Genomic DNA, 20,485 nt, shown 5'->3' with positions numbered 1-20,485 from the left:
AATAGAAAACGTTGTCTGTCGGCTATAAGCGACACTCATCTAATAATTCTGGACATGACAATGTTTTTTAAAACTTCGCAGTCTTAAAAAGATATCGTCATGACAAAAATACAACTCACTGTAAACGGTGCTAGCCATTCTGTAGACGTCGATCCTCAAATGCCCCTGCTTTGGGTGATCCGTGACTTTATCGGATTGACAGGCACAAAATACGGATGTGGTATTGCTCAATGTGGTGCATGCACAATTCACCTCGATGGCAAAGCAGCAAGGTCATGCTCCTTACCCGCTTCTGCAGGTCTGAATAAAGCGATTGTCACCATTGAAGGATTATCGTTAACTGGCCAGCATCCTCTTCAAACAGCCTGGGAAGAAGAAGATGTACCGCAGTGTGGCTATTGCCAGGCTGGTCAGATCATGACGGCGGCAGCTTTTCTTAAACAAAACCCTAATCCTACCGACGAGCAGATCACAGCTGCCATGACGGGAAATTTATGCCGGTGCGGTACATATCTACGCATTCATAAAGCGGTGAAGCGAGCTTCATTAACTAAAGAATAATTCTTACAAACATGGACAGACGAAATTTCACTAAAGTGGCGACATTAGCAGGAGGAGGTTTCATGCTCTCGTTTCATTCTATTGCTAAAGATCAATTCATCAAAAATGAGGTCGCAAATAGTACAAATGAATTAGGAGACCTACTTAAAATCACTCCTGATGGCCAAGTGCTTTTTCAATTCATCAAACACGAAATGGGCCAAGGCGTATCCACAGCCATGGCGATGATTGTCGCTGAAGAATTAGAGGCAGACTGGCAGCAGGTAAAAATTGAATTTCCGGATACTGATTTAAAAAAGTTTCAGAATGATAAAAATGGAGGGCATGACACGGGTGGCAGTTGTACCATTACTTATCAGTACGATGTTCTTCGCAACGCAGGCGCAACAGCTCGTCAAATGCTGATCCTAGCCGCAGCCAAGCGCTGGAACACTTCCGTTGAGAATTGTTATGCCGAAAATCACTTTATCAACAATCACGTTACCGCTCAAAAACTTGGATTTGGAGAACTGGCCAGCGATGCTGCAACCCATCAGGCACCACCGACAATCGTATTAAAAGATCAGAAAGACTTTAAACTCATTGGTGAACCCAGAAAAGCCAAACTGATTACTTCCATTGTCACAGGAAAGCTTAAGTACGGACTGGATGTAAACCTACCGGGTATGCACTACGCGGTTATTGCTCGTTGTCCTGTATTTAAAGGTAAATTAAAAAGCTTCGATGCGTCGAAAACACTGCAGGTAAAAGGGGTCAAAAAAGTTTTTGACACGAAGCCAATCGCTGGTCTGCAAACGCAGACACCATACATGCCTCATGATATTCGCGAAGGCGTAGTTGTTGTAGCGGATTCCTTTTGGGCCGCTAAGAAAGGAAGAGATGCATTGATCATTAACTGGGATGATGGGCCTAATGCGCAACGAAGCTCTGAAGATTTTGAAAAGTTGGCGGCCCGGCGAGCGCTCCACCGAACAGACCCAACTTGCTACATTGGTGATGAAAATGCCGTATCAGATTTAAGACATGTTCGAAGGACATTGCGAGCATCTTATGTTTATCCACACCAGTTACACTCTTGCCTGGAGCCGCTCAACTGCACAGCTTATGCAATGAATGATCGTTGCGAGATCTGGATGGGGTCACAAGCGCCTAATCTGATTGTAACAGAATTGATGCGTGTTTTTAATATTTCTCAGGACACTATTAAAGTGCACTCGTTCCCATCCGGTGGCGGCTTTGGCAGACGGTATTATCCTGATATGGCTGTGGAAGCCGTATTTATTTCTCGCCAGGCCGGTAACATTCCCGTCAAAATGATTTGGACACGTGAAGATGATCATCAATGCAACCTTGCCCACCTTTTTCAACACATGGAATATCAAGTCGCTCTCGACAAAAATGATCGTTTATACGCATGGTACGAAAAAGAGATTCGAACGTATATGTGGGGTGCCAAATATGCCGATACCCAACTGCCCTTTATGGCTTACGATATTCCTAACATACGGTTCGATTTTGAAGACCTCATTGAGGAAGAGCTTGTTCACTCCTCGGCCTGGAGAGGAGTGGTAGGGCATGGCCGCTTTTACAGTGAGTGTTTTATCGATGAGATCGCAACAGCATTAAAAAAAGACCCTTACCAATTTCGTTTAGACTTATTGAAAGAGGGCCGCGATGTTTTTGTTGGCGATCTATATCCAATCTCCAGTTCGCGGTTATTGAGTGTGTTGAAATTGGCCGCAGGCAAAGCGGGCTGGGGGAAATCGCTGGAGCCAAACAAAGGTATGGGACTGGCTGTATGCCCGTATGGAAATAGTTATTGTGCGATAGTGGCCGAAGTGAAGGTTCAGAATAAAAAAATTTCCATCGTAAAAATTACCGTTGGTGTTGACTGTGGTAAAGTAATCAATCCGTCCGGAGCAAATAATCAAATTGCAGGTGGTATTGTCTGGGGGCTCACGGCATTGCTATACGGAGGTCTGCCCATAAAAAATGGCCGTGCCGTTCATACCAACTTTCATCAGAACAAATTAATGAGAATGGATGAATGTCCGGAAATAGCGGTTCATTTTGCTGAAACCGATGACGAACGACCCTGGGGCATAGGAGAAATATCCAGCCCGTTGGCTGTCCCTGCTGTATTGAATGCCATTTATGCGGCTACCGGTAAGCGGATCCGGAAAATACCGATCATTCCCGATGAGTTGCAGTAACGTTGTGGGTTGGTTGTACGTGGGCAGTAAAAAAGCAACAGTGTTGGCTACGATGGGTTAAGAATTTGGTAACAGAAGAGATCATTGTCTTGCTTTTCGGACGCCCTACTCAGTAAATATTTCCCCATCTGCTAAATCTGTTAGAGCAAGTCAAATTGAAGTAGTTAGGTAGATTACGGCCTCTTGGTGCCCAGCCGTCGGGTGTGGGTCTACTTTGATTGCCTGGATCAACGATTACATTTAGTCCGAAAAGCCTCCTTATAGAGTCTTAAGTGCAATTATCTCACTCTTCAAACGCGCTTGAAGCGACTGACCCGCCGAACCAGTTGCCTCCCTGAATCTGTGACGGCCTACGATATGGTAATCGGCCTTTAATCAGATTTTCTTCACCTACAAACGTAATTTAGGCCCAACCGCATCAGTAAAGACTGACTCAATAAAAATGCCCTCTGAACGGAGTGTTCGGAGGGCATCCAGGTAATCATCAATCAATTTATTCTATCAGCATCGCCTTACCGCTGACAACGTCGTTTTCAACGGTTTTGAATTTCACGTCGCGCTTAACCGAGCCATCGGCATACTGCACATTTACGCGGGCGTTCCGGTCGAGCTTAGCCACCCGCGCCGGAGCCTGGCGGGGAGACATCGGGGGCGCACCGGCTCCCATCGCGTTGTTTTCGGCCATGCGTCGTGCATACTCTTCAGGTCCCGTGGCCAGGTGATCGTCGTCAAAGTCCTCCATGTTGGTGTGCAACTCGGGCTGAGGCTGCGGCCGGTGCTGCGTGGGTGCCTGCCGAATTTCCTGTTGCACTTCTTCAACATCCTGGGCTGGAATGTCGGCCTTTGACAGGAAGCTGATCGTATCGAAGTTAACCTTATTGAGGAATCGGCGGAACAGCTCTACCGACTCAAACTTGTACACCAGCAAGGGGTCTTTCTGCTCAAATACCGCGTTTTGCACCGACTGTTTCAGGTCGTCCATCTCACGCAGATGCTCTTTCCATTCCTGATCGATAACGGATAGCGTCACCGCCTTTTCCATTTCCGTCACCAGATCGCGACCGCCCGACTCTACCGCTTTCTGAAGATCCGTTACAACCGTCAACTCATGCAGACCATCCGTGAAAGGAACTACGATGTTCTTCACCCGATCGCCCTGTTCGTGAAGCACCTGGGTCAGCACGGGCAGCGCCTTTTCGGCAATAGCCTGGTTCTTAGCCTGGTATTTTACTTCTACTTCTTCGTAAAGGTGCCGAACCTGATCGGCTTTCTTCATCTTGGTAAACTCGTCTGCAGTCAACGACGGCTCGAAACCAAGCGTAGTCAGTAGTTGCAGCTTAATCTCTTCGTAGTTGCCTTCCGCGTTCGTAATGGTTTCTTCCACTACGTCATACATCGTGTTGGCGATATCGAGCGGTAGCCGGTCGCCGAAGAGCGCATTTCGACGGCGTTTGTAAATGGCTTCGCGCTGGTAGTTCATGACGTCATCATACTCAAGCAGCCGCTTCCGAATACCGAAGTTATTTTCTTCTACTTTTTTCTGAGCCCGCTCAATAGACTTGGTAATCATTGAGTGCTGAATGACCTCACCTTCTTCCAGCCCCATGCGGTCCATTACTTTCGCAATTCGTTCGGAGCCAAACAAGCGCATCAGGCTGTCTTCCAGCGAAACAAAGAACTGCGACGTACCCGGATCGCCCTGACGCCCGGCCCGACCACGTAATTGCCGGTCGACCCGGCGCGATTCGTGTCGCTCCGTACCGATAATGGCCAGCCCACCAGCGGTTTTTGACTCAGGCGTTAGCTTAATGTCCGTACCGCGACCGGCCATGTTGGTTGCAATGGTTACGGTACCCGGCTGCCCGGCCGAGGCTACAATCTCGGCTTCGCGCTGGTGATATTTGGCGTTCAGAACCTGGTGCTGAATTTTGCGAATGGTCAGGAACCGGCTGAGTAATTCAGAGTTTTCAACCGACGTAGTACCCACCAGTACGGGGCGGCCTTTTTCGACTAGGCTGGCGATTTCATCAACGACGGCGTTGTATTTTTCACGAACCGACCGGTAGACTTTGTCTTCCTCATCTTTTCGGCTGATGGCGCGGTTCGTAGGAATTACCACTACGTCCATCTTATAAATCTGCCAGAATTCAGAGGCTTCCGTTTCAGCCGTACCAGTCATACCCGACCGTTTGTGGTACATCCGGAAATAGTTCTGGAGCGTTACGGTCGCGTAGGTTTGCGTAGCGTCTTCAACCTTTACGTTCTCTTTTGCTTCAACCGCCTGGTGCAAACCATCCGACCACCGTCGGCCTTCCATAATACGACCCGTCTGCTCATCAACGATTTTCACCTTACCGTCCATAATAACGTATTCGGTGTCTTTCTCGAACAGGGTATATGCTTTTAGTAACTGGTTGACAGTATTGATACGTTGCGTTTTAACGGCATAATCCCGAATAACCGCTTCTTTGCGGAGGATCTTTTCTGGTTCCGAAAAGTCAGAACTTTTATCGATGGCGTTCAGATCAATCGACAAATCGGGCAGGATGAAGAAATTTGGGTCTTCGCCCGAACCGGTAATGTAGTCGATGCCTTTTTCGGTGAGGTCAATGCTGTTATGCCGCTCGTCGATGGTGAAATACAAAGGCGCATCAGCTTCCGGCATCAACTTCTGATTCTCAGCCAGATAAATAGCTTCCGTTTTTTGAAGAAGCGCCTTGTTACCGGTTTCAGAAAGGAACTTGATAAGTGGCTTATGCTTGGGTAAACCCCGGTGAGCCCGGAACAGCGACACCCCCCCTTCTTTCTCATCACCAGCCGCAATCTTCTTCTTAGCCTCGTTTAGATAGTCGTATACGAGTTTCCGCTGCGCTTCTACGACACGGGCTACACGTGGTTTCAATTCGATATAGTCCTGTTCGTCGCCACGAGGTACTGGCCCACTAATAATTAACGGCGTCCGGGCGTCATCAATTAAGACCGAGTCAACTTCATCAACCATGGCATAATGGTGCTTACGCTGTACCAGCTCAGCCGGTTCACGGGCCATGTTATCACGCAGGTAATCGAAGCCGAACTCGTTGTTTGTTCCGTACGTAATGTCAGCCATATAGGCCCGCTTCCGGGCTTCCGAGTTTGGCTGGTGCTTATCAATGCAATCAATACGCAGACCGTGAAACTCAAAAAGTGGAGCCATCCACTCCGAGTCACGTTTCGCCAGATAGTCGTTAACCGTTACTACGTGCACCCCACGGCCTGCAAGCCCGTTCAGGAAGGCAGGCAATGTGGCCACAAGTGTTTTACCTTCCCCAGTGGCCATCTCCGCAATCTTGCCCTGGTGCAGCACAACGCCCCCAATGAGCTGCACGTCATAGTGAACCATATCCCATTTGATGGGGGTCCCGGCGGCATCCCAGCGGTTGGCCCAAAATGCCTGATCGCCTTCAATAACGACGTTGCTTTTGCGAGCGGCCAGTTCCCGATCAAAATCGGTAGCCGTAACCTGGAGTTGTTCGTTGTTGGTAAACCGGCGGGCCGTTTCCTTCACCACGGCAAACGCCTGCGGCAGAATATCCATCAGAACGCGCTCAAGCTCTGTGTTCCGGTCAGCTTCCAGTTTGTCGATCTGATTGAACACCCGTTCTTTCTCGTTAACGTCTACGTCTGGGTGGCTTACCTGCTCATTGAGCTCGGCCAGTTGATTGTCAATAGCGGCCAGCTCGTCTGCAATATGCGCTTTAAGTTCAGCCGACAGCTGACGAAGCTGGTCATTCGAGAGGTCTTTTAAGCGATCAAATTCGGCATTCACCTTCTCAACATACGGCAGGAGTTCCTTAATATCCCGCTGTGATTTAGTGCCGAAAAATTTGGCTATGAGATTAATCATTTTTCAGTGTGTAAGTCGGTAAGCTCATGGATAAGTTAGTAAGCGTTAATACGTATCAGTGACCTGTTTACTCGCAGACTTACGAACTTATTGACGGTTTTTTCTACAAATTTAGTGCATTACAGTGGTACTACAAGGTCAGTTAGACATTGATGGATGTACCTTACTTTATGGGAACAACGTTTTGAAACTAATCTATTACTTTTGCAGGATCAAATTTTGGCCCAACGGCCACTGTTCATGCGTACTACCGACAAATTGTCACATTATACCTACCGTATCCGTCCGTTTTTTATTATCGTATCTCTGCTATTGCTAACCGTATCATTCAGCGTAGTAGCTCAGCGGGCTGGTTCACGCGTGGACCAGTTAAGCGATGACCAGGTACTTGAGTTCTATCGGCGGGCGCAGGCGAGCGGCCTTAGTGAAGCTCAGATTGAGCAGGCGGCTATGTCGCAGGGCTACACACTTACTGATATTGCCAAGATGCGAAAGCGAATCACAGAAATTCGGTCGCAGAATCCACGGTCGTCAGGGCGTACACTGGTCGACACAGCGAGCGGTCGTCGGTTTCCCGGTGATCTGTCGCGTCGCTTTATCGATTCCTTGCCCGACGACTTTCGTCAGGACACGGTTAAGAAGTTGAAAGTATTTGGAGCTTCTCTGTTCGAGAATGCCAATTTATCGTTCGAGCCAAATTTACGGATTGCCACCCCAAGAAACTACATTGTTGGTCCCGACGACGAAATCAGCATTGACATTTCGGGGGCATCCTCCGATAACTTCCGCTTAAAAGTATCGCCGGAAGGTACCGTCAAAGTACCCAACATTGCAGCTATTTTCGTTGCGGGACTAACCATTGAGCAGGCAGAACAACGCATCATTGACCGGCTGCGCAAAGGTGGCTACCAAGGCTTGGGCGTTTCGGGAAGTGGCACTAGTGCTAACGTAGCACTCAGTAACATACGTAGCATTCGAGTGACCTTGGTAGGTGAAGTGGTACGCCCTGGTACTTATACCATTTCCTCATTGGGCTCGGCCTTCAACGCCTTGTATCTAGCCGGTGGCCCTAATCCAGAAACGGGTTCATTTCGCAAAATTCAAATCATTCGTGGCAATCGGGTTGTGCGCACTATTGATCTCTATGATTTCATTCTCAAAGCCGATCAGCGAGATAATATTCGGTTGCTCGATCAGGACGTAATTCGGGTCGCTGATTACGAAACCCGAGTTGAACTTACCGGTCAGGTCCGTCGGCCCGCTATTTTTGAAGTACTGCCGGGCGAATCACTGAAGACACTGCTCAGTTTTGCCGGGGGGTTTGCGGATGATGCCTATCGAGCGTCTATAACACTTAGGCGCAACACCGCCCGCGAACGGCGCATCGTGACCATAACAGAAGAGCAGATCAATAATTTTGTTCCCCAGCGCGGGGATAAATATGAGGTCGGAAAGATTTTGGAACGGTATGAAAATCGGGTTCAGGTCGCTGGTGCGGTTATGCGTCCGGGCGATTACGCCCTTGAACCTGGTCTGGAAACCGTTAAACAGCTTATTAACCGGGCTGAAGGCTTACGTAAAGACGCATTTACGAACCGCGCCACTATTATTCGGGAACGCCCCGATATGGATCGGGAAAACGTATCGTTCGATCTGGGAAAACTGATGCGGGGCGAAATTCAGGATATTCCGCTCATGCAGCAGGATAGCCTGACGGTTTTATCCATCCGCGATTTACGGGAAGAGTACTACGTAACGATTGAGGGAGCCGTTAACAAGCCCGACACAATTGAGTTTGTTAACAACATGAGCGTAGCTGATCTGATTGCACTGGCGGGTGGGTTTCAGGAAGGGGCAAAACCGAATTTAGTCGAAGTTGCCCGGCGCATCCGCCAAGACTCCGCGGGTGTTCGAACTACTACATTAGAGATTTATCGGTTTGCTTTAGACCGGAACCTTCAGATGAGTCCTTTGGAAACAACCTCAGGTCCCTCATCTGAGGAAGGACAGAAATTCAGGCTTCAACCCTTCGATATCGTGTACGTTCGCACTTCGCCCAATTACGAATCTCAACGTCAGGTATATGTATTCGGTGAAGTGCTGCATCCGGGCAACTATGCGATTGCGAACCGACAGGAACGCATCAGTGATGCTATTCAACGGGCAGGCGGTCTTAAACCTGGAGCCTATATGCCTGGAGCCCAATACAAGCGTTTAGGCCAGATCGTTGGGAGTGATCTACGAGGCATTCTGGATAATCCTAAATCTGAAGAGAATTTACTGCTTGACGATGGTGATACATTATTCATTCCCCGACGGTCAGAGATTGTATCCGTTCAAGGCGCCGTGTTGAATCCAGCATCAGTCAGCTTTAAATTGGGTTATAAATTTGATGATTATATAAGCGAAGCAGGTGGTTTCACAGATAATGCCCGTAAGAGTAAATCGTATATTATTTATCCAAATGGTCGAAAAGACCGAACGCATCGATTTCTATTTTTCACGTCGAGGCCCCGAGTTGAACCTGGCTCTACAATCGTGGCTCCATTTAAGCCCTTAGATAATAATCGATTAAGTCCTGCAGAGCGCATAGGGATCTTATCACTAGTGACAACATTAGCAATTACGCTTCTCAACGTACTGCGTAATTAACTACAATCATCGTTCATCATGTCCGTTGTAGAAGAACAGATTACCAGACAGCCTGACGAGGGTGAGGTTGAAATCAGGCTGGGGGACATCGTTTATTTTTTCAAACGAAACCGGCGTACCCTATTACGTTTTACGTTTATCTTTTTCATTCTGGGCGCTGTCTATGCGTTCTCCCAGCCGGATGAATATACGTCAACTGTGAAGGTGATGCCCGAACTGAAATCGCCAACCGGAGCGGGCGGATTAAGCGATCTTAAATCGCTGGCCGGTTTAGCGGGTGTTAGCCTTGATAACTTTAATAGTACGTCAGAAGCGATCCGGCCAGATCTGTATCCGGATATAGTAAAGAGCGTTCCGTTTACCTTGCATATACTTAACCAGCCGGTTCTGTCGGCTACATCCAAGAAGGCAACCTCTCTGCACACGTACCTTAAGGATCAAGTAGAATCTGGATGGCTGAGCCAGATTGATACATCAGACGATCCTGAAGAGCGCTTAATAACTCCTGCATCGGCTGATCCAGCAAGGTCTACTATAAAATTAACGCGCCAGCAAGAACAGTTGGGTGAAAGCATTAATGAGCGCGTGAATGTTTATATGGATAAAAAGTCGGGGATTGTAACGATTACTTCACAAATGCCTGATGCGGCTGTGGCAGCTACTGTAGCCCGCTACACATTAGATTATTTAACGGCTTACGTTACCAACTACCGCACCAGCAAAGCGCGGAAACAGGTTACGTTTTTAACCCAGCAGGTAAACAGAGCCCGCAAGCGGTACGAATCAGCAGAATACCAATTGTCGAGCTACCGGGACCGCAACCGCAGTTTATTTCTGAATACGGCCAAGATTGAGGAACAGCGCCTTCAAGCCGATTTTTTGTTAGCACAGACCGTTTATAATGACCTTTCGAAGCAATTGGAGCAGGCGCGTATCAAAGTACAGGAGGAAGCTCCTGTGTTCCAGATCCTGGAACCTCCTCAGGTTCCACTTCGTAAGAGCGGGCCGAAGCGAGTAGCTATTATTATGGGCTTCACTATTTTTGGTGCGCTTTTGGCCTTAATCGCTAGTTTTGTCTTTCAACTACTGAGAAGATAGCCTAACTGTATTACATGAAGACTGCGTTGATTTGTGGCGTATCGGGTCAGGACGGAGCCTATTTGGCGAAACTTCTGTTGGAGAAAGGCTATACAGTATATGGGGCATCGCGCGATGCCCAGATGGGTTCTTTCCAGAATTTAGTGCGTCTGGGCATCTATCAGCAGGTTCGCCTGGTGTCAATCAGCATAAACGACTTTCGAAGTGTCTTACAAACTTTGCAGAAGGTTCGGCCTGACGAAGTATACAATTTAGCGGGACAGAGTTCGGTAAGCTTATCTTTCGAGCAGCCGGTAGAAACCCTCGAGAGCATCAGCGTTGGCACCCTCAATCTTCTTGAAGCGATCCGCTTCAGTGATTTACCGATAAAGTTTTATAATGCTGGCTCCAGCGAATGTTTCGGAGACACAGGTTCACTGGCGGCCGATGAGACCACGCCTTTTCGGCCGCGTAGCCCTTACGGGGTTGCAAAAGCCGCTGCCTTCTGGCAGGTTGCTAACTACCGGGAGGCCTATCAACTCCAAGCAAGCACCGGTATTTTGTTTAACCATGAATCTCCGCTGAGACCAGAGCGGTTTGTTACGCAGAAAATTGTAGCAGCAGCGTGCCGGATTGCCCAAGGTAGCGATGAAATTCTGACGTTGGGTAATATTGATATTGCCCGTGATTGGGGCTGGGCTCCTGATTATGTGGAAGCCATGTGGCTGATGCTTCAGCAGGAACAGGCTGACGATTACGTGATTGCCACAGGACAGACCTCAAAACTGAGTGACTTTATCAACGTAGTGTTTGAACTAGCTGGTCTGAACTGGGAAGACCACGTTCGTATCGACCAGTCCTTTTTCAGGCCCACCGATATTGCCGAAGGCCACGCAAATCCAGCAAAGGCGTATCAACGTTTAAAGTGGAGGGCTAAACACAGCATGCAGGATGTCGCAAAACTTATGGTTCAGACGCGAATGGAAGCGGTTATGCTGGCAAATACTTAATTAGTGAAGTGTGGCGATGAGAGCTCAGTTGATGGAACATATCCAACGTGTACATCCCCGTACGCGTAAAGTTCAGATAAACACCATCATAAGTGTATTTTCGAAGGGGATGGGTATGTTGGTTTCTCTGCTGATCGTCCCCATAACGATTGACTACTTATCAAAGGATGTGTATGGTGCATGGTTGACAATTAGTTCGATTGTTAGCATGCTGGCTTTCATGGACATCGGGATTGGAAACGGCTTGCGTAACAAACTTGCTGAAGCCACGTCCAGACAGGATACGAACCTGGCTCGGTCCTACGTTAGTACCGCTTACCTCATCTTCGGCTTAATTCAACTCGGCGTAATCATTCTTTTTCTGCTGATTTTTAGATACGTACCTTGGCAGCTTATTTTTAATACTACCATTGATGCCAGCCAACTTCAAACGGTTGTATTGCTGACTGTTCTGGCGGTTTCGCTGAAATTAGTGCTGGATGTACTTTCGTACGTACTGCTGGCCATTCAGGATTCTAGCTTGGTAGGCATCATAACCCTCCTCTCCAACCTGTTTATATTACTGGGAACGTACTGCCTGACCCAATTTACGACCGGTAATCTGATTTACTTAGCCGCGGTTACGGTTTTTAGTCCGGTGCTTGTTTTGCTTATCTGCGGAACTGCTCTCTACAGAAGCAGACTTCGTGACATACGGCCTACATTAAACTTCGCTGATTTTAAGTACGCTAAGGGCTTACTGTCACTAGGCTACAAGTTCTTTGTTATTCAGATGGCTGTCATTGTGCTGTTTTATACAGACAATTTTGTGATAGCCCAGTTGTTTGGCCCTGCAGAAGTTACTACGTATAATGTAGCCTTCCGCTATTTTAACGCAGTGAATACAATGTTTGCCATTTCAATAACTCCGTACTGGTCTGCTTTTACAGAAGCATCTGTGAAAGCAGATGTTGTATGGATGAAGCAGAGCCATCGGCACATGCAAAAATTGTGGCTAATTTTGGTCGGTGTGGTTATCATCATGGTGCTTTCGTCCGATTACGTCTATAAAGTGTGGGTTGATCAGCGCGTAATCGTACCCATGTCCTTGAATATTTGTATGGGGTTATTTATAGTAGTCAGTTGCTGGAATAATATTATTGCCATGATTATAAATGGACTTGGCAAGATACAGCTACAACTGTATTACGCTTTGTTTTCTGCTTTCGTAAACATTCCTCTGGCAATTTACTTCGGGAAAATCCTGAACATGGGTAGTGCCGGAGTCATTTTAGCAACGGCTGTCTCGTTACTGGCTTGTTCAATTTTTGGCAAAGTTCAAATTGATAAGCTCATAGCTGGAACGGCAAAAGGAATTTGGAACCGGTAATACTAGATACGATGACTTGTCCGATCTGTGAATCGACTGCCAGTGAGTATAGCACTATAAAAGTGCTGGCTAAGTATAACGTTCAGTACTTTCGCTGCAATACGTGTCAGCACATGTTCACAGAAACCCCGTACTGGCTGGATGAAGCATACAACTCGGCAATCACTCAGTTAGATATAGGATTAGTGGAGCGTAATTTAGTCATGGCACCTGTAGTACAGGCTGTGGTTAATACATGGTATAATTCAGACGCTAGCTTTATTGACTATGGCGGTGGCTATGGCATGCTGGTTCGTATGCTGCGCGACCGGGGATTTGATTTCTACCGCTACGATATACACTGCGCCAATCTGTTCGCCGACTCATTCGATGTAGAAGATAAACCGCCATTTAAAGCCGAGCTATTAACGGCTTTTGAAGTATTTGAACATCTGATTGATCCGGTTGCCGAAATGCAGAAAATGCTGTCGTTAAGCGATACAATTTTGTTTTCAACAATCGTTCAGCCGAAGCCAGACATTACCCCTGATTCATGGTGGTATTTTACGCCGGAGACCGGCCAGCATATTTCTCTGTATAGCCGGGCCTCCTTACAGGTTTTAGCGGATAAATTCAACCTCAATTATTACTGGAACGACAAGCATATCCACATGTTTAGTCGTAAAAAAATAAATCATTCGTTATTTAAGGTTATTTCCCATCCTCGGATCGCTCGTATATACAACTCTATTGGCAAAAAAAATCATACTTTATTGAACAAGGATTATGCCTTCATCAAGGCAAAAATCAAGAGCTACATTACCCAATAAAGTCTCGTTTAATCATAGTTTGTTCAATGGTACTGTTATTTGATCATCAAACTTTCTCGCTACAAAACTATGGTGGTATATCGCGATATTTTAGAGAATTAATCGTAGGTATAAATGAAACTAATCCTGATCATGAAGTTAAATTAGCCATAAAATACTCTAACAATGCCTATTTATCTCATGAATGGGCAAAACCTTTTTTAAGCGGAATAGAATTTCCTAAAAAAAACAATCTATTATATTTGATAAATAAGCAAATTAGTATCAATAAACTGCGAACAGGAGCATTCGATATTCTTCACCCGACCTATTACGACCCATACTTTCTAAACTATATAAAACATAAGCCTTATGTAATAACTGTACTGGATATGATTCATGAAAAATTTTCATCCGTTTATAAGGAACTGGCTCATGACAAAAAGATGGTACACTGGAAAGAACTAGTCATTAAAAACGCTACTAAAATAATCGCTATATCAGAAAACACGAAGCGCGACGTTATTGATATTTATGGAATAGATCCGGATAAAATACAAGTGATCTATTTAGCAAACTCATTACTTGTAAACAACACTGAGCAAGCAAATTTATCACTTGTTACCGAACGTCCCTATCTACTTTTTGTAGGCAATCGTGGGTTTTACAAAAACTTTAATCAATTGATAACGGCAATTGCTCCGCTACTTAAGCGTCATGACATTAATTTAATCTGTGCAGGCGGAGGAGCGTTCACAAAAACTGAACTGGAACAGATTACTGATCTAGACGTAACGTCCAGGGTACAGCAGCAGCCTATCAATGATACAAAGCTAGTCGGTTTGTACAAACACGCTATCGCCTTTATCTTTCCTTCTTTGTATGAAGGGTTCGGGATACCGGTACTTGAAGCGTTTGCCTGCGATTGCCCAAACGTATTGACTAATAGTAGTTCACTACCAGAAGTAGGCGGTGATGCTGCCTTATATATGGATTCAAGAGATAATGACTCGATTAACGATGCGATTGAAAAAATCTTGACCGACTCTTCGCTCCGGGCGAGTTTAATAGCGAAAGGCAAAGAGAGATTGAAACAATTTTCCTGGACGCGTACTGTCGAGGAAACTATTGGCTTGTACCAACACGTATGACCAGCGAAAGTTACCGGCAGAATACTCCTCTTATTAGTGTTATAACCGTTACGTATAATGCAGCGAATACGTTAGAACAAAGTATCCTTAGCGTTATAAAGCAACAGACAAATCTGGAATATTTAATCATTGACGGTGGAAGTAAGGATGGTACAACAGACATCCTCCGCAAATACAACGATTCTATAAGTTATTGGATTAGTGAGTCTGACCAGGGGATCTATGATGCAATGAATAAAGGAATTGATATGTCGAAGGGTCAATGGCTTTATTTTCTTGGTGCAGATGATGAGTTATGCGACGGAGCGCTGAATGAGGTCAGTAAGCAGTTAACGTCTATCTACGATGTTGTATTTGGCGTTATACGAACAGATACTGGAAAACAGTTCTCATCGTCGATAAACTTGAAAATGGCACTTAGTAATACAATACATCATCAAAGTGCTTTTTATAACAGGCGATTATTTGATATGTTCAGATATGACACTGCGCAAAAAATAATGTCTGATTATGATTTAAATTTATTTATATATAAACAGAAAAGGGCATACAAACAAATTAATACCTGTGTTGCCATTTGTGGCTCGAGCGGTATCAGCTCGGTTGACAAAAAATCTTTACATGAAACAAATCGTATTCGTAGCAAGCACTATAACAGAGCTATGAATATCATAATATCTGCAGTATTACGGCTTAAATATTGGATTCATTATGACCTATTACGAAAAATATAATGTAGTCGTAGTGCTTATAGCACTTATAGGTGTTCTTAGCATTTTATTTTTAATATTTAAAAAAAATATAAGCTCTCTTATAGACCCAATCGTTTTTCACTTTATTTGGTGTGCAAGTTGTACTGCTTTACTTATCGGATATGTATATAAACATGGAATAAGTTCCAGCGTAATAATTTTTATTCTTTCTTTTGTTTTATATATTTTATTTTTATGGTTTTTTTTAAAAAATTTGTCCAATAGAAAGATAGACATAAAGAATTATGAATCAATTTCAAAGATCGAATCATTGTATTTACTAGCACTCGTTCTAACAATATACAGTAAAGTAGATTTCATTATTTTTGCTTACAATAAAACACCCATTGAGTGGTTTCTATACCGCTTTTACGCATTAGAAGGTCGTGACCCACTCCAATTCATATTTAAAATTGGCGCATCCCCCTTCTTTTTCTATTTCTCTTTCGTTCTTTTAGCGAAGAAACATGAATGGAAGAGATGGATAGTATTAGCATTAATCATTAATTTAATAACTGATATATTATCAGGCGGTAGATCATCAACACTAACATTTATATTTGGAATTGGTGCTTTCATACTTAAATGCCAATTTGAAAGCAAAACCTTGAGTAGAAAAGTTAATTTTTATGGGGCATTTATGATTGCATTTAGCCTTGTGCTAGCTATTATTGTAAGTTCATTTTATAGTAGAGATTCTAATTTAACTGATGGAATTCTAATTATATTCGACCGTATAATATCTGCTGGGGATGGTCTGGATATATACCTCACTAATAATGCAGAAAGATATCTTGACACAGGACTGCTTGCTTATTTGAAGTCGGCTTTTGGCATTTTTTTAGGTCAACTTTTTGGAGTAAGTACGAAAAGTGTAGGTTGGCGACTATACGAAATAGATAGCGGTTTAGACATTGACGTAGCTGCAGGTCCTAATTATATCATGCCATTACAAATAGCTGTTCTAGGCTATTGGTACATAGTCCCTTACACACTATTTTGTGCATACATAGTAGCTAAATTACGCTCTACATTAATTAAAGGTAAAGCTGGTAACGCTTTTAGCTACGCTATGTCTTACAATTGCTTTACGTTGATAACAGATGTTGAATATGCAATCTTAGTGTATGTTAGTATAATATTTGTGTACATATTTTTTATGTATCCTCTCTCTCGTTTCAAGTTGGATACGAAAATTAAAATCATTTTTTTCAAATTGCACAAACTTAAAGAATAATGATAAGTGTGTGTTTAGCCACATATAACGGAGAGAAGTTCATAGAGGAACAGTTATCCTCTATATTGATTCAGTTAGATAAAAATGATGAGATAATTATATCTGATGACCATTCTACTGACAAGACAGTAGAGATTATCCGAAAAATAAATGATACCCGAATAAGGTTATATTACAACGATGAAAGAAGGTCTGTAATAGCAAACTTCGAAAATGCTCTAAAGCGTGCTCAAGGTGATATAATCTTTCTTTCTGACCAAGATGATGTATGGCATCGTAACAAGGTTGAAAAAGTAATAAAGGAGTTAGAAGACGTAGACCTTGTCGTAACAAACTGTTTATTTATGGGTAAAGACACGCTCATACACCGTGAGTCGTTTTTTGAAGTATTTAACTCAAGGAAAGGATTTATAAAAAATATAGTTAAAAATACATACTTAGGCAACTGTATGGCATTCCATAGTCACTTATTAAAAGTTGCTTTACCTTTTCCGCCAGAGTTATTTAAGCTAGAAAAAATGTATGTATATCATGATATATGGATCGGCCTTTTAGCAGACATTTTGTTTACCGTTAGATTTATAAAAGAACCATTGTCTTATTTTAGACGTCATGAGGGTAATGCTAGTCCTACAGAGGACAGAAAAAAAAGCCCGAATAGTCTTTTAACGAAAATTAAATCAAGATGTATCTTATTGTATACACTTATAAAGCGAATATATTATAAGAAATAACGTTTTAGCTTTTTTCAGAGAACTAGTTTTCTGAAAAAATAATTGATAAACTAAGCTGAATATTGGTAGGACTAGGCACTTTACCGACTTATTACACCGTATGTAAGAAAGTTATAAGAGGCTGGTGGATAGGGTGCATTTCAAAACTGCCCGTCAAGCAGTATCTTGTCATACCATCTAACTGCTTTCCGTCCATGACCCGCGATGAGTTTCATGCCTTAGCCGATGCCCACTTTGATCGACTCAATGCCCTGCAAGATAAACCAACCTTCTTTGAGTTTGAAGAAGAGTTTACCCAGATATGGACTCAGTTGGGGCAGCAGGTCCTACAGGCCAGTCTGGGGAAACCCGCGCCTAACCCGCGAAAAAAAACAGTTGTCAAACCCGATTTGGCCAAGTAGAACTCGCGCGGTCTCATCGCTTTCGGGCTAAGGTTAACGGATTCTTTATCAGTCCCTATCTCCAGCATCTGATGGCGTTGGCTGGCGTGAGTGATGTCTATTCGGCAAGTAATGATTTGTTAGCCAACTTCTTAGGGATTGATTAGCGCTTAGCCAAGTCTATCGAGTGACTAACGCCGTTGGCAAGTCGTTGAGTCCTTGTCTGACACAGCCCGTCGAGCAGCCTGCACTGACCGTTGACGAAGTAGTCTATGCTTCTATGGATGGTAGTATGATTTTGACTGATACCGGCTGGCAGGAGGTGAAGCTTGGTCGAGTATTCACTAGTCAAAATCGAGTTGCTACTGGTAGCCAGGCTGACCAACAACCTCGCTTTAAACTCACAAAATCGACCTACAGTGGACATTTAGGGTCTTTTCACGACTTCATTCCTAAGTTTGAAGCTAGTTTAGGGGTGTACAAAACCCAGCCTGAGCGGCTAGTCTTTGTCACAGATGGTACCCTTTGGATTCAGCGTTATATTGAAAAAACCTACCCCACAGCTACGCATATTCTGGATTACTACCATGCTCTAGAGCATTTATCAACCTATGCCCGGCTTCATTTTGCGCATCCCTGGCGTAGAGAACAATGGCTGGGGAAGCAAGCCGACTACCTGCTAAGCAACGATTTAGATGATGTCTTGAGGAATCTGGCTGAATTGAAAAAACTCAGCCCTGGCGCCACTGCCGAACGGACGAAGCTGGTTGCCTACTATCAGCAGAACCGGCACCGCATGCAGTATGGTCGTTTTCGAGATCGGGGCTTGCTGATTGGCAGTGGTCCTATGTGTATATTCCGGCTTAAAGTGGTTCAGCGTCAAATTAGGTGAATTTGTGTAGTTTTCTTAGTTGAGTGGGTATGGATCTATCCCCACTCTTGCCGCCTGGATTCCAGTTCAGCCACCAGCAATTCACCCACGATGCGATTACCATTAGCTGGATAGCCACTAATCGGATAGGCACATGCCCACTTTGTCAGACGGCCTCCAACCGAGTGCATAGTTACTATCAACGTACCTTAGCCGACCTACCCATGAGTGGTAAACGGATCAAGCTCCTGATGAGGCTGCGCAAATTTTTCTGCTCCCTAGCCGACTGCCCTCGTAAAGTGTTTGCTCAATCATGCCACCCGAGCTGCAAGCCTTATGCTCGGAGACTGCTTAGAGCAGATCAGCAAATACAAGCCATTGGTTTGCAGGCTGGTGCCAAACCAGGAGCGCGCTTATGCCAGATCGTAGGCCAGCCAATTAGTGCCTCGACCGTCCTGCGGGTCATTCGAAAAACGTCGATTCCAGTGGTGGAAACGCCCAAACGGTTAGGCGTCGATGATTTTGCCTTTAAGAAAGGACGCAACTATGGCACCATTCTAATTGATCTGGATCAGCATAAACCCATTGATCTGTTGCCGGACCGCGAAGGTAATACGTTGGAAGCCTGGCTACGTGCTCACCCCGGTATTGAGTTGGTAACACGAGACCGATCCAGCATTTATGCCAATGCCGTTTCCGCTGCTTGTCCCCAAGCTACTCAGGTAGCTGACCGTTGGCATCTGTTAAAGAATTTGTCTGAAGCCGTCGAACGCTTTTTAGACAGCCAACGTCCAGCCATCCGGGAAGCCGCTCAATTCATTAGCCAGCAATCGGCAATTTCCTCAACAACCCCTTCTATTTCGTTAGCGGAAATGGATTTACCTAAACCAGTTAGCGAACAACTACCTGATGATCAGCACCCGGAACAACCAATTTATTCAGAAAAACGATATAGGCTTTATCAACGGGCTAAAGAATTACAGCAGCAAGGTCATAGCATTCGAGCCATTGCCACTCATTTAGGTAGTTCGCGAAATACAGTCAAGAAATACTTCAAACAAGCTCATTTTGTCCCCAAGACTAAACGAAGGAAACAAACTTATTGACCTATGAAGTCTATTTACGCCAGCGTTGGCAAGCCGGTGAAACCTGCGTCAAAACGTTATTTGAGGAAGTTAAAACCCAAGGTTATAACGGCCGCTATACCATCTTAGCTGCCTTTTTAGCAAATTATCCACGTCCTTCCTACGAGCCTACTTTACCGCCTGCCCAAAAAGAACTCAGCTATTCGAGTCGTCGTCTCAGTCGATTACTAGGCCAACCAGCCGTCGAATGGCCGGAAACAGATTGTCCTTTTTTAAAACACTTACTCGATTCCAATGAATTGATTGGTCAGGTGCATCAACTGAGTTTACGTTTCAAGCAACTCATGCAGGACCGCCAAGCGGACGAGTTAGCGAACTGGTGTGCCGATGCCGAAGGGATACGGGTCTTGAGTGGGTTTGTGCGCGGTATGCGTCAGGACTTTGCCGCTGTTGAAGAAGCATTTCGATCCGAGTGGAGTAATGGGCAAACAGAAGGGCAGGTAAATCGGCTGAAGACCATCAAGCGAACGATGTATGGCAAAGCGAAATTTGATCTATTACGACTACGGGTGTTAGCCCGAAATTGGACGACTCCCCCAAAGTGACGCTGAACCAGTTTACTCCGGAATATACACATCATGGCCCAGACTGGTCAGCAGACATAAAACCGCATTATAACTGATGCCCGATATGGCGAATAGGTCGGTTCGGAAATACTG

The 20,485-nt window shown here is 44.9% G+C and carries 16 protein-coding genes; 15 read left to right on the top strand and 1 reads right to left on the bottom strand.

Annotated features, from left to right (window positions below; translation table 11 throughout):
- Positions 1-99: 99 nt before the first annotated feature.
- Positions 100-561, top strand: coding sequence for a (2Fe-2S)-binding protein (locus ACYVBJ_RS11750; protein ID WP_460982493.1), 462 nt, complete (start codon positions 100-102; stop codon positions 559-561).
- Positions 562-572: 11 nt separating this feature from the next.
- Complete coding sequence (locus tag ACYVBJ_RS11745) at positions 573-2,774, top strand: xanthine dehydrogenase family protein molybdopterin-binding subunit (protein WP_460982492.1); 2,202 nt, start codon at positions 573-575, stop codon at positions 2,772-2,774.
- Between the two features lie 493 nt (positions 2,775-3,267).
- Here the strand turns inward: ACYVBJ_RS11745 and secA are convergent, their stop codons facing one another.
- Positions 3,268-6,660: a preprotein translocase subunit SecA gene (gene secA, locus ACYVBJ_RS11740; protein WP_460982491.1), complete on the bottom strand. Its 3,393-nt coding sequence runs from the start codon at positions 6,658-6,660 to the stop codon at positions 3,268-3,270.
- A gap of 240 nt (positions 6,661-6,900) precedes the next feature.
- On the opposite strand from secA, the gene ACYVBJ_RS11735 reads away from it, so the two are divergent.
- From ACYVBJ_RS11735 to ACYVBJ_RS11675, 13 genes are all read left to right on the top strand, one after another.
- On the top strand, positions 6,901-9,312 hold the full coding sequence (locus tag ACYVBJ_RS11735) for an SLBB domain-containing protein (RefSeq protein WP_460982490.1): 2,412 nt from the start codon (positions 6,901-6,903) through the stop codon (positions 9,310-9,312).
- Between the two features lie 18 nt (positions 9,313-9,330).
- On the top strand, positions 9,331-10,410 hold the full coding sequence (locus tag ACYVBJ_RS11730) for a Wzz/FepE/Etk N-terminal domain-containing protein (RefSeq protein ID WP_460982489.1): 1,080 nt from the start codon (positions 9,331-9,333) through the stop codon (positions 10,408-10,410).
- 14 nt (positions 10,411-10,424) lie between these two features.
- Positions 10,425-11,399, top strand: a complete 975-nt coding sequence (locus ACYVBJ_RS11725) for a GDP-mannose 4,6-dehydratase (protein ID WP_460982488.1) — start codon at positions 10,425-10,427, stop codon at positions 11,397-11,399.
- 16 nt (positions 11,400-11,415) lie between these two features.
- The gene (locus ACYVBJ_RS11720; protein ID WP_460982487.1) at positions 11,416-12,768 is read left to right on the top strand and encodes an oligosaccharide flippase family protein; all 1,353 of its coding nucleotides are present in this window, start codon (positions 11,416-11,418) and stop codon (positions 12,766-12,768) included.
- A 113-nt stretch (positions 12,769-12,881) separates the two neighbouring features.
- Positions 12,882-13,577 (top strand): class I SAM-dependent methyltransferase, encoded by a 696-nt coding sequence (locus ACYVBJ_RS11715; RefSeq protein ID WP_460982486.1) that lies wholly within the window; start codon positions 12,882-12,884, stop codon positions 13,575-13,577.
- Positions 13,578-13,603: 26 nt separating this feature from the next.
- Positions 13,604-14,707, top strand: coding sequence for a glycosyltransferase family 4 protein (locus ACYVBJ_RS11710; RefSeq protein ID WP_460982485.1), 1,104 nt, complete (start codon positions 13,604-13,606; stop codon positions 14,705-14,707).
- Positions 14,704-15,441 carry a glycosyltransferase family 2 protein gene (locus ACYVBJ_RS11705; RefSeq protein WP_460982484.1) on the top strand — a complete coding sequence of 246 codons (738 nt, stop codon included), beginning with the start codon at positions 14,704-14,706 and terminating at the stop codon, positions 15,439-15,441. The genes ACYVBJ_RS11710 and ACYVBJ_RS11705 overlap by 4 nt, the downstream gene beginning before the upstream one ends.
- Positions 15,419-16,696, top strand: a complete 1,278-nt coding sequence (locus ACYVBJ_RS11700; RefSeq protein ID WP_460982483.1) for an O-antigen polymerase — start codon at positions 15,419-15,421, stop codon at positions 16,694-16,696. Before ACYVBJ_RS11705 ends, ACYVBJ_RS11700 begins: the two co-directional genes overlap by 23 nt.
- A complete protein-coding gene (locus tag ACYVBJ_RS11695) occupies positions 16,696-17,430 on the top strand; it encodes a glycosyltransferase family 2 protein (protein WP_460982482.1) in 735 nt (244 codons plus the stop codon). Before ACYVBJ_RS11700 ends, ACYVBJ_RS11695 begins: the two co-directional genes overlap by 1 nt.
- 194 nt (positions 17,431-17,624) lie before the next feature.
- The gene (locus ACYVBJ_RS11690) at positions 17,625-17,831 is read left to right on the top strand and encodes a hypothetical protein (RefSeq protein ID WP_460982481.1); all 207 of its coding nucleotides are present in this window, start codon (positions 17,625-17,627) and stop codon (positions 17,829-17,831) included.
- Positions 17,832-17,997: 166 nt separating this feature from the next.
- Positions 17,998-18,702 (top strand): hypothetical protein, encoded by a 705-nt coding sequence (locus ACYVBJ_RS11685; protein ID WP_460982480.1) that lies wholly within the window; start codon positions 17,998-18,000, stop codon positions 18,700-18,702.
- Between the two features lie 29 nt (positions 18,703-18,731).
- Positions 18,732-19,787 (top strand): ISL3 family transposase, encoded by a 1,056-nt coding sequence (locus ACYVBJ_RS11680; protein ID WP_460982479.1) that lies wholly within the window; start codon positions 18,732-18,734, stop codon positions 19,785-19,787.
- A complete protein-coding gene (locus ACYVBJ_RS11675) occupies positions 19,784-20,371 on the top strand; it encodes a transposase (RefSeq protein ID WP_460982478.1) in 588 nt (195 codons plus the stop codon). Before ACYVBJ_RS11680 ends, ACYVBJ_RS11675 begins: the two co-directional genes overlap by 4 nt.
- Positions 20,372-20,485 lie beyond the last annotated feature (114 nt).

The sequence above is a fragment of the Spirosoma fluminis genome (assembly GCF_054778895.1).
Note: the sequence above shows the minus strand (reverse complement) of the source record. Positions and strands in the feature narration are given on the sequence as shown.

What these genes read in the sequence shown, in the direction of transcription:
- ACYVBJ_RS11750 (WP_460982493.1), top strand. Translation starts at nt 100, where the DNA reads ATGACAAAAATACAACTCACTGTAAACGGTGCTAGCCATTCTGTAGAC.
- ACYVBJ_RS11745 (WP_460982492.1), top strand. Translation starts at nt 573, where the DNA reads ATGGACAGACGAAATTTCACTAAAGTGGCGACATTAGCAGGAGGAGGT.
- secA (WP_460982491.1), bottom strand. Translation starts at nt 6,660, where the DNA reads ATGATTAATCTCATAGCCAAATTTTTCGGCACTAAATCACAGCGGGAT.
- ACYVBJ_RS11735 (WP_460982490.1), top strand. Translation starts at nt 6,901, where the DNA reads ATGCGTACTACCGACAAATTGTCACATTATACCTACCGTATCCGTCCG.
- ACYVBJ_RS11730 (WP_460982489.1), top strand. Translation starts at nt 9,331, where the DNA reads ATGTCCGTTGTAGAAGAACAGATTACCAGACAGCCTGACGAGGGTGAG.
- ACYVBJ_RS11725 (WP_460982488.1), top strand. Translation starts at nt 10,425, where the DNA reads ATGAAGACTGCGTTGATTTGTGGCGTATCGGGTCAGGACGGAGCCTAT.
- ACYVBJ_RS11720 (WP_460982487.1), top strand. Translation starts at nt 11,416, where the DNA reads ATGAGAGCTCAGTTGATGGAACATATCCAACGTGTACATCCCCGTACG.
- ACYVBJ_RS11715 (WP_460982486.1), top strand. Translation starts at nt 12,882, where the DNA reads ATGTTCACAGAAACCCCGTACTGGCTGGATGAAGCATACAACTCGGCA.
- ACYVBJ_RS11710 (WP_460982485.1), top strand. Translation starts at nt 13,604, where the DNA reads ATGGTACTGTTATTTGATCATCAAACTTTCTCGCTACAAAACTATGGT.
- ACYVBJ_RS11705 (WP_460982484.1), top strand. Translation starts at nt 14,704, where the DNA reads ATGACCAGCGAAAGTTACCGGCAGAATACTCCTCTTATTAGTGTTATA.
- ACYVBJ_RS11700 (WP_460982483.1), top strand. Translation starts at nt 15,419, where the DNA reads ATGACCTATTACGAAAAATATAATGTAGTCGTAGTGCTTATAGCACTT.
- ACYVBJ_RS11695 (WP_460982482.1), top strand. Translation starts at nt 16,696, where the DNA reads ATGATAAGTGTGTGTTTAGCCACATATAACGGAGAGAAGTTCATAGAG.
- ACYVBJ_RS11690 (WP_460982481.1), top strand. Translation starts at nt 17,625, where the DNA reads ATGACCCGCGATGAGTTTCATGCCTTAGCCGATGCCCACTTTGATCGA.
- ACYVBJ_RS11680 (WP_460982479.1), top strand. Translation starts at nt 18,732, where the DNA reads ATGGATCTATCCCCACTCTTGCCGCCTGGATTCCAGTTCAGCCACCAG.